This window comes from Pseudomonas eucalypticola (assembly GCF_013374995.1).
Lineage (GTDB): Bacteria > Pseudomonadota > Gammaproteobacteria > Pseudomonadales > Pseudomonadaceae > Aquipseudomonas > Aquipseudomonas eucalypticola.
In genome coordinates this window covers 3,926,071-3,939,643 of the sequence record NZ_CP056030.1, presented here as the reverse complement: position 1 = coordinate 3,939,643, position 13,573 = coordinate 3,926,071, and the positions used below count along the sequence as shown (strand labels likewise).

Genomic DNA, 13,573 nt, shown 5'->3' with positions numbered 1-13,573 from the left:
CCCTATTCATTCAGTTGGCCAGTGGGGCGAAGTGGTCATCGACCACTTGTACTTTGACCAAGGACTTTTGCGGTTCACGATCAGGCCCGAACGTTGTGGTGCCTGTTACGCCGGGAAAGTCCCTGGTCTGCGCCAATGCATCACGTACTTTTTCTCGGGTGGGCGCCGGGTACGCATGGGCGACGGCATCGAGCATGATGCGCGTGGCATCGTAGGCCTGGGCCGGGAATTGCCCCGGTTCCTCGCCATTGCGGGCCTGCTTCCATTCGCTGACGAAGTGGCGCACGTTATCGCTGTCCACCGTGGGCACGAAGGTGGAACTGACACGGAAACCCTCGGCGTCCTTGCCGGCCAGCCTCAGCAGTTGCTCGCTGTAGGCCGCGGAGCTGGCGAACACCGGCGCGGTCACGCCCAGCTGGTGCAGTTGCTTGAGGAACTGCGCGGCGTCCTCATAGAAGATCGCACCATAGATGGCGTCCGGGTGCTCACGGTCGAGCTTGGTGATCAATGAACGAAAATCTGGAATACCGCGGTTGAAGTACTCGGAGAACACCACCTGCGTACCATTGGCCTGGGCCTTCTTCTCGAAGGCCTGCACCGCGGATTGGCCCCAGTCGGTCTGCTCACCGATCACTGCGACCTTTTTATAGCCTTGGCTGGCCATCCAGTCGGCGTTGAACGGGCCCTCCTGGTTTTCGGTGATGATGTTGCGGAACTGCCACTTCGAAATCTTCGTGTAGTCGGGGTGCGATGCCGTCTGCGACAACTGTGGCACGCCGGCGCGTGCGTACACCTGGGCCGACGCCATGGAGACGGTAGAGGTGAAATCCCCCAGCACCCCGACAATGCTCGGGTCATCGGAGAACTTGCGCGCGATGGACACGGCCTCCTTGGCGTCGGAGCGCGAATCCTGGAAATCGATCTCCACGGGCACCGGCAAGCGGCCAGAGGCGTTGAACTCCTTGAGGGCGATCTGCGCCGCCACCTTGAAGTCCTGGCCATACTGAGCGGTGTTACCGGTCAAGGGCAACTGGTAGCCGATGCGAATGGGTGCCTCGACGGCCTGGGCCACGGCGCTTAACCCGCCGCTGGCGAGTGCGAGACTCAGAAGTGCCTGTTTGAATAGCATGATGTGTATCCCCAAACCCAAGTTTCGATGGTCGCGCGGGTGCCTTCCAGGCGGTGCTGGAATAAAGCGTTATGCGCGCGGTGTAAATTGAACAGGCAAGACGCTGATGGTCAGTATCAGCGCGCGAGTATGTAAGACATGCGAGCGGTTTAATGCAATGCCAAAGCAGGGGAGAAGCAGTACTTTGGTAGTAGAAAACAGGTCGATGGAACATAGAAAGTTCGCGGTGCTATTCCATCAGCACAGGGCGTCTGCGGGGCGGGAGAATACCCAGGGTTGTTATGCTTATCTAATATCTTTTAATTGTTTTATATGTCGTTGAGGAATAAGGGTTCTCGAGTTCATCGCTGTTCCACGCCGGCCCCCGGGTTCACGCATTTCTATAGCAGGGCTGAAATTCGTTTCATGGTGATTCATTGGCGCTGCGCCACCCGCCGTCGCCACTATGGCGCCATTGCCCTGAACCTTGTGAGGACCACCCATGAACACAAAAGCACTGACGCTTTTACCTATCCTGGGCCTGACAGCCCTGCTGTCGGCCTGCGCCGCCAGCCTGCCCAAACCCGACCCCCACGACGCCTGGGTGGGCCTGCAGGAAGAGGCGCGCAACAGCATGCTGGCGGAAAAACTCGACGGCAAGCCGCTGCCCGATGGCCGCTACTTTCAGGTTCCGCCCGGCAAGCACCGCCTGCAAGTGATGGTGTACGCGGCCAACAGTGTCTACGTGGACGACCGCACCTGCCACGCCAGCTTGACCTACCCGCGCTTCAAGCCCGATGAGCACTACCAGTTGCAGGAGTCCAGCCTGGGGGTGGCCATGCACGTGGATCTGGTCAACGATCATGGCAAGCACGTGGCCCGCACCGACCAGTTCGACTGCAACGGCGGCTGACCTCCACTTATCGCCTGGGCGCCTGGTCAGCGCCCGTTTGGCGGGCACCCGGCGGCCTGATGCGGCAAAATACGCAATCTGCCCTTTCGTCATGCGGTGAGAGAAGGCACAATTCGCGTCCTTTTTTGCCTGGCCTTGCCGGAGGCTCGACATGATCCAGACACCGTACTACCTCATCGACAAACAAAAGCTTGTGCGCAACATGGAGAAGATCGCCTACGTGCGCGAGCACTCCGGCGCCAAGGCCCTGCTGGCACTCAAGTGCTTCGCCACCTGGTCGGTGTTCGACCTGATGCAGCAGTACATGGATGGCACTACCTCGTCGTCGCTCTACGAGCTCAAGCTCGGCCGGCAGAAATTCGCCGGCGAGACCCATGCCTACAGCGTGGCCTGGGCCGACGACGAAATCGAGGAAATGCTCGAGAACTGCGACAAGATCATCTTCAACTCCATCGGTCAGTTGCAGCGCTTCGCCGAAGCCAGCCAGGGCAAGGTGCGCGGCCTGCGCGTCAACCCGCAAGTCAGCAGCTCCGACTACCTGCTGGCCGACCCGGCCCGCCCGTTCAGCCGCCTGGGCGAATGGGACCCGGTGAAGGTTGAAGCGGTGATCGAGCAGATCTCCGGCTTCATGTTCCACAACAACTGCGAGAACGGCGACTTCGGCCTGTTCGACCAGATGCTGGGCACCATCGAGGAACGTTTCGGCCACCTGCTGCACAAGGTGCAATGGGTGAGCCTGGGCGGCGGCATTCACTTCACCGGTGAAGGCTATGCCCTGGACGCGTTCTGCGCACGCTTGAAGGCGTTCTCCGAGAAGTACGGCGTGCAGGTCTACCTGGAACCCGGCGAGGCGGCCATCACCCAGAGCGCGTCGCTGGAAGTCACCGTGCTGGACACCCTGTACAACGGCAAGCACCTGGCCGTGGTCGACAGCTCCATCGAAGCGCACATGCTCGACCTGCTGATCTACCGTCTCAACGCCAAGCTGGCTCCCAGCAGCGGCGAGCATACCTACATGGTCTGCGGCAAATCCTGCCTGGCGGGCGACATCTTCGGCGAATATCAATTCGAGCGCCCGCTGGCCATTGGTGACCGCCTGTCGTTCGTGGATGCCGCCGGCTACACCATGGTGAAGAAAAACTGGTTCAACGGCCTGAAAATGCCGTCCATCGTAGTGAAACAACTCGACGGTACCGTCGAAGTTGTTCGCGAGTTTGGTTTTGACGATTACCTGTCCAGCCTGTCCTGAGCTGGCGGTTGAAGGAGAAGTAAAGAAATTGAAGAAGAACGTACTTATCATTGGTGCAGGAGGTGTCGCCAAGGTGGTGGCCCACAAGTGCGCGCAGCACAACGACGAACTCGGTCGTATTGCCATCGCGTCGCGCAACATCTCCAAATGCCAGGCCATCATCGACAGCGTCAAGGCCAAGGGTAGCCTCAAGCAACCCGCCGATATCCAGGCCTTCGCGCTGAACGCGCTGGATGTCGAAGCCACCAAGGCGTTGATCCGCGAGACCGAATCGCAGATCGTCATCAACGTCGGCTCCGCTTTCCTCAACATGTCGGTGCTGCGTGCCTGCATCGATACCGGTGTCGCCTACCTGGACACCGCCATTCACGAAGAACCGGGCAAGATCTGCGAGACCCCGCCCTGGTACGGCAACTACGAGTGGAAGCACCTCGAGGAATGCCAGCAGAAGAACATCACCGCGATTCTGGGCGTCGGTTTCGACCCGGGCGTGGTCAATGCCTACGCCGCACTGGCGCAGCAACAGTATTTCGACCGCATTGATTCGATCGACATTCTCGACGTCAATGCCGGTTCCCATGGCAAGTATTTCGCCACCAATTTCGACCCGGAAATCAATTTCCGCGAGTTCACCGGGCAGGTGTGGAGCTGGCAGAACAGCCAGTGGACCAGCAACACCATGTTCGAAGTCAAGCGCACCGATGATCTGCCGGTAGTGGGTTCGCAGAACCTGTACCTGACCGGTCACGACGAAGTGCACTCGATCTCCAAGAACCTGAACGTGCCCAACGTGCGTTTCTGGATGAGCTTCGGCGAGCACTACATCAACGTGTTCACGGTGCTGAAAAACCTGGGCCTGCTCTCCGAGCAGCCGGTGAAGACGGCCGAAGGCCTGGAAGTGGTGCCGTTGAAAGTGGTCAAGGCCGTGCTGCCCGACCCTTCGTCGCTGGCGCCGGGCTACACCGGCAAGACCTGCATTGGTGACCTGGTCAAGGGCACCAAGGATGGCCAGCCACGCGAGCTGTTCATCTACAACGTGGCCGACCACGAAGAAGCCTACGCCGAAACCGACAGCCAGGGCATTTCCTACACCGCCGGCGTGCCCCCCGTCGCGGCTGCCTTGCTGGTGGCCCGTGGCGAGTGGGACGTGCAGCGCATGGCCAACGTCGAGGAACTGCCAGCCGAGCCGTTCCTCAAGGCGCTGGACGTGATGGGCTTGCCGACCCGCATCAAGGACGAACAGGGCGACCGCCCCTGGGATCAGAACGCCTGATCTGTCGCACCGCCTGATGTAACACGGGGTGCGCCTGCAAGGGGCGCATCCCGTCATGCTGGTTCGTCACAGCCTCCCGCTTGGCGACAGACCGTCGCCGCTATGCAAGAATGAACGCTCCACGTTGTTTGCCATGGCCAAGCCGCTGCCGTGCACGCCGCGTCCTCGATTCTGCATGTTCCCTTGCACAAGGCATCGCCATGAGCGCCGACTCCCCGCATCATCCCGCTGTTGACGACCCGGAACTGCGTTCGCTGTCCTTTCCGGTCGTGGGCATTGGTTCGTCGGCTGGCGGCCTGCAGGCAGTCAAGCAGTTCTTCAAGCACATGCCCAGCGACAGCGGCATGGCTTTCGTGGTGATTTTTCACTTGTCTCCCGAACACCAGAGCGTCGCCGACAAGCTCATCCAGGAAGCCACCACCATGCCGGTCCTGCAAGTGACCCGGCCGGTGGCGATCCAGAGCAACAACGTCTACGTGATTTCCCCTGGGCACAGCCTGGGCATGGAGAAGGGCCAGCTGCAGGTCGGGCCGGCGCTCAAGCGCGATGGCCTGCCGGTGACCATCGACCTGTTCTTCCGCGACCTGGCCCGCGTGCACCAGGCCCGGGCCGTGGGCGTGGTGCTGTCGGGCACCGGTTCCGACGGCGCGCTGGGCCTGGCCCGCATCAAGGAGGAGGGCGGCGTGACGCTGGCCCAGACCCCCGAGGACGCCGAGTTCAGCGCCATGCCCCAGGCGGCGATCGCTACCCATATGGTCGACATGGTCATGCCGGTGGCGGATATGCCGCGCAAGTTGGTGCAGCTATGGCACAACTCCCGGCATATCCACCTGCCCACCGCCAGCGACCCCGAATTGACTGCCTTTCGCCCAGTGGCCGAGCGCGATGCAGCGGCCGCCGAGCAGGCGCTGCAGGACATCCTCAGCCAGTTGCGCAGCGCTACCGGCCATGACTTCAAGCATTACAAACGCGCCACCGTGCTGCGCCGCATCGAGCGGCGCATGCAGGTGTGCCTGCAGCCAGACCTCCTCTCCTATCTCGGCGTGCTGCACGACCGCCCCGAGGAAACCCGGGCGCTGCTGGGCGATATGCTGATCGGTGTCACCAACTTCTTCCGCGACCGCGAAGCCTTCGAGGCCCTGGAACGTACCGTGCTGCCGCACTTGCTCGAGGACGCCCAGGCCAAGGGCGAGGACCATGAGATCCGCGTCTGGTCGGCCGGCTGCTCGACCGGAGAGGAGCCCTACAGCCTGGCCATGTTGCTGATCGAGCAGCTGCAGCGCCACGATAACAAGACGCGGCTGCAGATATTCGCCACCGACATCGATGAGCGGGCGATCAAGGCCGGGCGGGCGGGGCTGTATTCCCCCGCGATCGCCACCGACGTGCCCAGCACTCGGTTGCGGCAATTCTTTCACAAGGAAGAGGCCAACTATCGCGTGCGCAAAGAGGTGCGCGAAAAGGTCCTGTTCGCCAAGCACAGCCTGCTCTGCGACCCACCGTTTTCGCAGATCGACCTGATCGTGTGCCGTAACCTGTTGATCTACCTGGACCGGGAGGTGCAACGCGAGATTCTGCAGATGTTTCACTTCGCCCTGCGCCCTGGGGGCACGCTGTTCCTGGGCTCGTCGGAGTCGGCCGATGCCTGTGGTGACCTGTTCACGGCGGTGGACAAACGCCAGCGCATTTTTCGTGCACGCACCGGCACGGCGGCGAGCCGCCGTGCCCCGACCGTCCCCCGCGGCGGGTACGTGCGCAACGAACGGGTGCTGGAAGCTCCCAAGAGTGAAAGCCCCCGGCGCCTGGCGTTGGCCGACATTCATCAGCGTGCCCTCGCCCGTACCGCACCGCCCAGCCTGATCGTCGACACCAATGCCGATATTCTGCACATGACCGCCGAGGCAGGCCGCTACCTGCGCCACGCCGGGGGCGAAGTCTCGCGCAACCTGTTGGCCCTCATCGACCCGGACCTGCGGGTTGAAGTGCGCACCGCGCTGTTTCAAGTGCAGCAGACCAACAGCCTGGTGCGCTCGCGCCGGGTGGTCGTTCAAGGGAATGACCAGCGCTTGCAGGTGCTGATCACCGCCGCGCCCTACAAGGACGCCGAAACCGAGGGCGACTACGTGCTGGTGATGTTCGAGGAGGCCCCCTTGCCCCCTGGCCATGAGGAGGGGGACAGCCAGGTGCAGACCGAAAACCAGGTGGTGCACAACCTGGAGCGGGAGCTGCAGCGCACCAAGCTGCAATTGCAGGAGACCATCGAGCAGTCCGAGGTGTCCAGCGAAGAGCTCAAGGCCTCCAACGAGGAAATGCAGGCCATCAACGAGGAACTGCGCTCGGCAACCGAAGAACTGGAGACCAGCAAGGAAGAGCTGCAGTCGATGAACGAGGAGTTGCTGACGGTCAACTACGAGCTCAAGACCAAGGTCGAGGAAACCGACAAGGTCAATGACTACCTCACCAACCTGATCGCTTCCACCGACATTGCCACGGTGTTCGTCGACCGCAGCATGCGCATCAAATGGTTCACCCCGCGCGCCACCGAGATTTTCAGCATGCTGCCGGTGGACACCGGTCGTTCGCTGTTCGACATCACCCACCGGCTCGACTATGAAGACCTGCCCGCCGACGCCGCCAGCGTGTTCGAAAGCCTGACCATCATTGAGCGCGAAGTGCGCAGCAGCGACAACCGTTGGTACATCGCGCGCTTGCTGCCCTACCGTTCCAGCGAAAACCATATCGACGGCACGGTATTGACCTTCATCGACATCACCAAGCGTCGCGCCGCCGAGCAGTACCTGCGCCTGAGCGAAGAGCGCTTGCGGTTGGTGGCTGAAAGCACCCATGACTACGCCATCATCATCCAGGACGAGCATGGCATCATCAGCCATTGGAACACCGGCGCCCAACTGATGTTCGGCTACAGCAAGGACGAGGCTCAGGAGCGCTTTTTCGACTTCCTGTTCACCCCCCAGGACCGCGCTGCGGGTGTGCCGGCCGCCGAGCTGCTCAAGGCCCGGCATGAAGGCCGCGTCGAGGACGAGCGCTGGTACCAGCGCAAGGATGGCAGCCAGTTCTACTGCAGCAGCGAGACCACGGTGCTGGAAGGCGAGAACTTCAGGGGGGCAGTGAAGATCGCCCGCGACCTGACCGAACACAAGCAATTGCACGACCAGCAGTCCCGTGGCCTGGCTCAGGCGCTCACCAGCAGTGATTTGAAGGACGAGTTTTTCGCGGTGATGTCCCATGAACTCAAGCACCCGCTCAACCTCATCCAGCTCAATGCCGACCTCCTGTACCGGTTGCCCCTGACGCGTGAACTGCCCTTGGCGGACAAGGCGGTGCACACCATCCAGGAAGCTGTGCGCAGCCAGGCACGGATCATCGATGACCTGCTCGACGTGGCCAGGGTGCGCACCGGCAAACTCAAGCTGGAGCGCATGCAGGTGGACCTGCGCAAGGTGCTGCAGGACATCCACGCGGTGGTGGCGCATGCGCCGGGGCAGTGCGACGTGCATTTGCAGCAGGCAACCGACTCGCCGCCGCTGATCCTGGACGCCGACCCGGTGCGTGTCGAGCAGGTGGTATGGAACCTGGTGAACAATGCCATCAAGTTCACCCCGGCCAGTGGCCGTGTGCAACTGCACGCCAGCCGCGACGGCGACTTGGCGCGCCTGGATGTCATCGATAACGGCCATGGCCTGGCGCCGCAAGACCTGGACCGGGTGTTCGAGCTGTTCGGCCAGGCGGCCCACCAGCATGCCTCCTACCAGCGCGATGGGCTGGGTATCGGCCTGTCGCTGGTGCGCCAGTTGGCCGAGGCCCATGGCGGACGGGTGCAGGTGCAGTCCGCGGGTATCGGCCATGGCTGCACTTTCAGCGTCTGGCTGCCGCTGCATTGCGACAAACCCGCTCAATTGTCCGTGGCGGCCACGCCGACGGCGCAGTTGGCGACGGTGCGCGTGCTGCTGGTGGATGATTCCCCCGAGGTGCTGTCGACCCTCCAGGCGTTGCTGGAAATGGAGGGGGGCCAGGTGCAGGCGTTCACCGACCCGCTCCAGGCCCTGACCGCTGCCGGGCATGCCACCTATGACGTCATCGTCTCCGACCTGGGCATGCCTGGCATGAATGGTCATCAGTTACTCAAGGCGATCCGCGAGACCACACGCAACGCCGCCACCCCGGCCATCGCCCTCACGGGCATGGGGCCGGGTCAGCCACAGGCCGGGGGCGCCGACTTCGTCGAGCAGATCGGTAAGCCGGTGCCCTACATCGAATTGATCGAGGCCATCCTGAGGGTTACCGCCTGACCCGTCCTAGGCCACGTGGTGGCGCTTGAGGCGGTCAAAGGTCGCGGCATCGGTGAGTGCGCTCATTTTGCGCCCATCCTTGAGCGCCAGGATGAAGGTGACCTGGGCATCGCCCCCCACGGCCTCCACGCTATCGATCGCCTCCACGGGCAGGTTCAGCCCGGGCCAGGGCGTCAGAGGCGTGCGCAGGTTGAGAAACCCGTCCTGGTAATGGGCTTCGCCTTGCAGAAAGTCGCCGGCGAGCAGTTTGACATTGGCCATGGGTGAATCCTCCTTGAGCAGCAACGAGATGTGCTGTTGTCCTTGTACCTCGAACCTCGGCCGCTGCCATTGATCTGTAGCAAGGGCGCCGGTGGTATCTCCCACAGGTTTAGCAGATGTTGCGCGTTGGTGCTGTGCGTTACCGCGCTTCTTGGGTAGAGTTGCGCTTTCCCGGCCAGCCGAACCTCACCATGTCCCAGACCGCTTCGCCTGTTGGTGCCACGCTCCACTTCATCTCCCATGGGGGCGAGCAGGGCCAGCGCCTGCGTACATTCGATTGGCATGGCTCCGCCCTGGGCGCGCCTGAGCACTGGCCACAGCCGCTGCGTTGGGCCGTTGCCCTGTGCCTGGACTGCACCGTGCCCAGTGCCATCTTCTGGTCCCGTGACGGCCTGCTCCTGTACAACGACGCCTGGCTGCCGCTGGTGGCCGACCAGCATCCCTGGGCGCTGGGGCGGCCAGCCCGGGATGTGTGGCCGGCCTTCTGGGAAATCCTGGGTCCGCAGTTGGCCCAGGTGTTCGAGACCGGGCAGGGGGTGTCGGTCTACGAGCAGCTGCTGCCGATCCTGCGCGACGGGCAACGTACCGACACGTGGTGGAACTACAGCCTCACGCCCCTGCGCGACGAGCAGGGCACGGTAGTGGGCATTCTCAACCAGGGCCGCGACGTCACCGACCGCGTGCAGGCCGAAAATGCCCTGGAGCAGGAAACCCGCACCCTGGGTATCCTGCGCGCGCTGAATTCCACCTTTGCCAGCGACCTCAACCTGGAGCGTATCGTCCAGGCACTCACCGATGCCGGTACCGACCTGGTCGAGGCCGCGTTCGGCGCCTATTTCCACAACGTGTTGGACGAAACCGGCGAATACCTGAAGCTGTACACCTTGTCCGGCGCCGAGCGCGCGACGTTCGAGAAGCTGGGGCACCCGCGCGCCACCGCGATTTTCTCCCCCACCTTCCTGAACGAAGGGGTGGTGCGCTCCGAGGACATTCTCGCCGACCCACGCTATGGGCTGTCGGAGCCCCACCGGGGCATGCCCAAGGGGCATTTGCCGGTGCGCAGCTACCTGGCCATTTCCGTGGTATCGCGCACTGGCAAGGTACTGGGTGGGTTGTTCTTCGGCCACCCGCAGCCAGGGCGTTTCACCGCTCGCCATGAACGCTTGATGGTTTCCCTGGCGGCCAATGCCGCCATCGCCATCGACAATGCCCAGTTGTTCCGCCAGGTGCAGCAGGCCAATGAACACCTCGAAGAGCGCGTGGCCCAGCGCACTCAGGAATTGGTCCATACCCACGAGGCCCTGCGTCAATCGCAGAAGATGGAAGCGCTGGGGCAATTGACCGGCGGCATTGCCCACGACTTCAATAACCTGCTGGCGGGCATCCTGGGCAGTGCCGAACTGCTGGAACGCAGGCTGGGGCAGGAGCAGCCTGCCAGCGTTGGCAAACTGATCGCCGCGATACACGTTTCCGCCAAGCGTGCCGCGGCCCTGACCCAGCGCCTGCTGGCGTTTTCCCGCCGCCAGACCCTGGACCCCAAGCCCACCGCCATCAATGTACTCGTCGATGGCATGGAGGACCTGATCACCCGCGCAGTGGGGCCGGCCATCGCGGTGAACCTGCAAATCGATCCGGCCGTGGGCATGGCCAAGATCGACGCGGCGCAGCTGGAAAGTTCGTTGTTGAACCTGGCCATCAACGCCCGCGACGCCATGCCCGACGGTGGCCAGCTGACGATCACCACGCAGATGGTCGAGCTCGACGCCTTCGCCGCCAGCCGCCTGGAATTGCCGGCTGGGGAATACGTGGCGGTCACCGTGTCCGATACCGGTACCGGCATTGCGGCCGCGGACATCAAGCGCATCTTCGATCCATTTTTCACCACCAAACCCATCGGCCAGGGCACTGGCCTGGGGCTGTCCATGGTGCACGGCTTCGTGCGCCAGTCAGGCGGGCAGGTCGAGGTGATTTCCGAAGAAGGCGCCGGTAGCCGGTTCCGCCTGCTGCTGCCCCGTTTCGTCGGCCAGGTGCAGCCGCACAGTGAGCCGTGCGAATCACCTGTGGTGCTGCGCGCCCCCGAGAATGCGCGGGTGCTGGTGGTGGACGATGAAGCCACTGTGCGCCTGCCTGTGATCGATGCGCTGCGGGCCGCGGGCTACCAGGTGCTGGAAGCTGAAGACGGTCCATCGGCCCTGCGTGTGCTGGAAAGCGGCGAGGTGATCGACTTGCTGGTGACCGACGTCGGCCTGCCCGGTGGCCTTAATGGCCGGCAAGTCGCCGATGCCGCGCGCCAGCGCCTGGAGGCGCTGCGGGTATTGTTCATCACGGGCTATGCGGAAAGCATGGTGCTGGGTGAAGGCTTCAGCACGGGCTTGACCCAGGTACTCACCAAGCCTTTCCAACTGGTGGACCTGGAAAGCAAGGTCGCGCAGATGCTGGGCAAAGCCCAGGGCTGACGCAACCTCGCGGCCACTGCTACCCGGTGTGGCGGGGCGCCAGGGCCAGGGCCGAATGGCGGCGGGCGGTCAGGATGCCCAGCAACGAGATGATCAGCGCCAGGCTCATGGTGGTGGTCACCTCCGCTCGGTGTTCCGGCGTCACCAGCATCACCCCCAGCGCAGCGATGATGAAAACGATGATGGCGTAGGTCAGCCAGGGGAACAGCCACATCCTGAAGTGCAGTTGCACGTTGCTGCGCACCAGCATCCGGCGCATGCGCAACTGCGACACGGCGATCACCAGGTACACCAGCAGGGCAATCACGCCGCTGCTGGCCAGCAGGAACTGGAACAGCCCGGCCGGGGCGAATTCGCTGATCACGGTGATGGCGGCGCCGATCACGGTGCTGGCGATGACCGCCGCCCGGGGTACCCCGCCCGCCGAGGTTACCTTGACCTGGCGCGGGGCCTCGTCGCGGCGGCCCAGGGAATAGAGCATGCGCGAGGCGATGTAGATCGAGGAGTTCATGCAACTGGCCACCGCCACCAGCACCACCATGTCCATCAGCAGCTTGGCATGGGGGATGTTCATCAGTTCCAGGGCGCGCTGGTAGGAGCCCAGTTGCGCCAACTGCGGGTCATCCCACGGCACGATGGAAATGATCACGGCGATCGACAGCAAGTAGAAAATGCCAATGCGCCAGATCACCGAACGGGTGGCCTTGGCAATGTTGCGTGCCGGGCTGCTGGACTCGGCGGCGGCGATCGTCACGGCCTCGGTGCCGATGAAACTGAACATCACGGTGATGAAAGCCCCGACCACCGCGGACATACCGTTGGGGGCGAAGCCACCGTGTTCGGTCATCAGGCGGCTGAGCCCGCTCACCTGGCGGTCGGGCAGCCAGCCCATGAGCGCTGCGGCGCCCAGGCCGATGAAGGCGATGATGGCTGCTACTTTGATCAGCGCGAACCAGAATTCGAACTCGCCATACTTGGCCACGCTGAACAGGTTGGTGATGGCCAGCAGCACCACCGAGAGCAACGCGAACACCCAGCCATCGATGGCCGGGAACCATTCGTTCAGTACTTGCCCGGCGGCCAGTGCCTCGATGGGAATCACCAGCACCCAGAACCACCAGTACAGCCAGCCGATGGTGAAGCCTGCCCAGGGACCGATGGCCTGGTCGGCGTAGGTGGAGAACGAACCGGTGTCGGGGTTGGCCACAGCCATTTCGCCAAGCATGCGCATCACCAGCACCACCAGCAGGCCGGAGAGGGCGTAGGCGATGAGGGTGGCAGGGCCGGCGGCGGCAATGGCGTGGCCGGAGCCGACGAACAGGCCGGCACCGATGATGCCAGCGATCGACAACATGGTGACGTGGCGGGGTTTGAAGCCTTGCGACAGTTGGCTGTTCGGCTGGCTTGTCATTGTTCTACGGTCCCTGTATGGCGACGCGAAAGCGCAGGCTCACTTTACGGAGGCAGGCCGAGGGTCGGTTATGCACGAGCGGCGCCGCTGATTCCAATCACGACACGCTGCCCTGTCGGCAGACGCGCCAAAATGGTACATTCCCGGCCCATGACACTTGCCCGTACCCACCGCTCGCTGATCGCCTGGATGCTGTTTGCCTTCATCCTGTGCAATGGCCTGGCCTGCAGCCTTTGCCACGGGCAGATGCTGGGTGCGTTTTCCCAGCCGACCCAGGTCGAGCACGCGATGGCCCACGCCGACATGCCCGGCATGGACGACATGGGCAAGATGAACATGGCGCCCACCGCCCTCAAGAGCATGGACAATGCCTGCTCGTTCGCGGCCACGGTGGCCCTGGCGCTGATCTTCTTCATCACCCTGGGCTGGCTGATTCGCCGCGTGCGCGCGGCCCTGGCGCCGTCCCTCGGGCAACGGCGGCCACCGCCACGCTACCTGATTCCCGCCCTTCAGCCACAAGCCCCTTGAGCCTTCGGACGCGATCGTTTTTCCGACTTCCTTGAGTACCGGGCCGGCGCGCTGGCGCGCGGCT

General features: G+C 63.2%; 9 protein-coding genes. 6 read left to right on the top strand and 3 right to left on the bottom strand.

Annotation, left to right across the window (positions count from 1 at the left end):
* Window positions 1-10: 10 nt before the first annotated feature.
* Window positions 11-1,129 (bottom strand): ABC transporter substrate-binding protein, encoded by a 1,119-nt coding sequence (locus HWQ56_RS17405; RefSeq protein WP_245217771.1) that lies wholly within the window; start codon window positions 1,127-1,129, stop codon window positions 11-13.
* A 481-nt stretch (window positions 1,130-1,610) separates the two neighbouring features.
* Between HWQ56_RS17405 and HWQ56_RS17400 the strand changes: the two genes are divergently transcribed.
* The 4 genes from HWQ56_RS17400 (at window position 1,611) to HWQ56_RS17385 (ending at window position 8,853) form a co-directional block, all read left to right on the top strand.
* Complete coding sequence (locus HWQ56_RS17400; RefSeq protein WP_158157290.1) at window positions 1,611-2,021, top strand: PA0061/PA0062 family lipoprotein; 411 nt, start codon at window positions 1,611-1,613, stop codon at window positions 2,019-2,021.
* A 151-nt stretch (window positions 2,022-2,172) separates the two neighbouring features.
* Entirely contained in the window at window positions 2,173-3,270 is a 1,098-nt protein-coding gene (locus tag HWQ56_RS17395; protein WP_158157288.1) for a carboxynorspermidine decarboxylase, read from the top strand.
* 28 nt (window positions 3,271-3,298) lie between these two features.
* On the top strand, window positions 3,299-4,543 hold the full coding sequence (locus HWQ56_RS17390; RefSeq protein WP_158157286.1) for a saccharopine dehydrogenase family protein: 1,245 nt from the start codon (window positions 3,299-3,301) through the stop codon (window positions 4,541-4,543).
* Window positions 4,544-4,743: 200 nt separating this feature from the next.
* Window positions 4,744-8,853, top strand: coding sequence for a CheR family methyltransferase (locus tag HWQ56_RS17385; RefSeq protein ID WP_176571290.1), 4,110 nt, complete (start codon window positions 4,744-4,746; stop codon window positions 8,851-8,853).
* A 6-nt stretch (window positions 8,854-8,859) separates the two neighbouring features.
* Here the strand turns inward: HWQ56_RS17385 and HWQ56_RS17380 are convergent, their stop codons facing one another.
* Complete coding sequence (locus HWQ56_RS17380; RefSeq protein WP_158157282.1) at window positions 8,860-9,114, bottom strand: hypothetical protein; 255 nt, start codon at window positions 9,112-9,114, stop codon at window positions 8,860-8,862.
* A gap of 191 nt (window positions 9,115-9,305) precedes the next feature.
* On the opposite strand from HWQ56_RS17380, the gene HWQ56_RS17375 reads away from it, so the two are divergent.
* Window positions 9,306-11,570 (top strand): hybrid sensor histidine kinase/response regulator, encoded by a 2,265-nt coding sequence (locus HWQ56_RS17375; protein ID WP_176571289.1) that lies wholly within the window; start codon window positions 9,306-9,308, stop codon window positions 11,568-11,570.
* A gap of 19 nt (window positions 11,571-11,589) precedes the next feature.
* Here HWQ56_RS17375 and gabP read toward each other — a convergent pair whose 3' ends face one another.
* Entirely contained in the window at window positions 11,590-12,981 is a 1,392-nt protein-coding gene (gene gabP / locus HWQ56_RS17370) for a GABA permease (protein WP_176571288.1), read from the bottom strand.
* Between the two features lie 150 nt (window positions 12,982-13,131).
* On the opposite strand from gabP, the gene HWQ56_RS17365 reads away from it, so the two are divergent.
* Complete coding sequence (locus HWQ56_RS17365; protein ID WP_158157275.1) at window positions 13,132-13,509, top strand: DUF2946 domain-containing protein; 378 nt, start codon at window positions 13,132-13,134, stop codon at window positions 13,507-13,509.
* Window positions 13,510-13,573: the final 64 nt, after the last annotated feature.

What these genes read in the sequence shown, in the direction of transcription:
- HWQ56_RS17405 (WP_245217771.1), bottom strand. Translation starts at nt 1,129, where the DNA reads ATGCTATTCAAACAGGCACTTCTGAGTCTCGCACTCGCCAGCGGCGGG.
- HWQ56_RS17400 (WP_158157290.1), top strand. Translation starts at nt 1,611, where the DNA reads ATGAACACAAAAGCACTGACGCTTTTACCTATCCTGGGCCTGACAGCC.
- HWQ56_RS17395 (WP_158157288.1), top strand. Translation starts at nt 2,173, where the DNA reads ATGATCCAGACACCGTACTACCTCATCGACAAACAAAAGCTTGTGCGC.
- HWQ56_RS17385 (WP_176571290.1), top strand. Translation starts at nt 4,744, where the DNA reads ATGAGCGCCGACTCCCCGCATCATCCCGCTGTTGACGACCCGGAACTG.
- HWQ56_RS17380 (WP_158157282.1), bottom strand. Translation starts at nt 9,114, where the DNA reads ATGGCCAATGTCAAACTGCTCGCCGGCGACTTTCTGCAAGGCGAAGCC.
- HWQ56_RS17375 (WP_176571289.1), top strand. Translation starts at nt 9,306, where the DNA reads ATGTCCCAGACCGCTTCGCCTGTTGGTGCCACGCTCCACTTCATCTCC.
- gabP (WP_176571288.1), bottom strand. Translation starts at nt 12,981, where the DNA reads ATGACAAGCCAGCCGAACAGCCAACTGTCGCAAGGCTTCAAACCCCGC.
- HWQ56_RS17365 (WP_158157275.1), top strand. Translation starts at nt 13,132, where the DNA reads ATGACACTTGCCCGTACCCACCGCTCGCTGATCGCCTGGATGCTGTTT.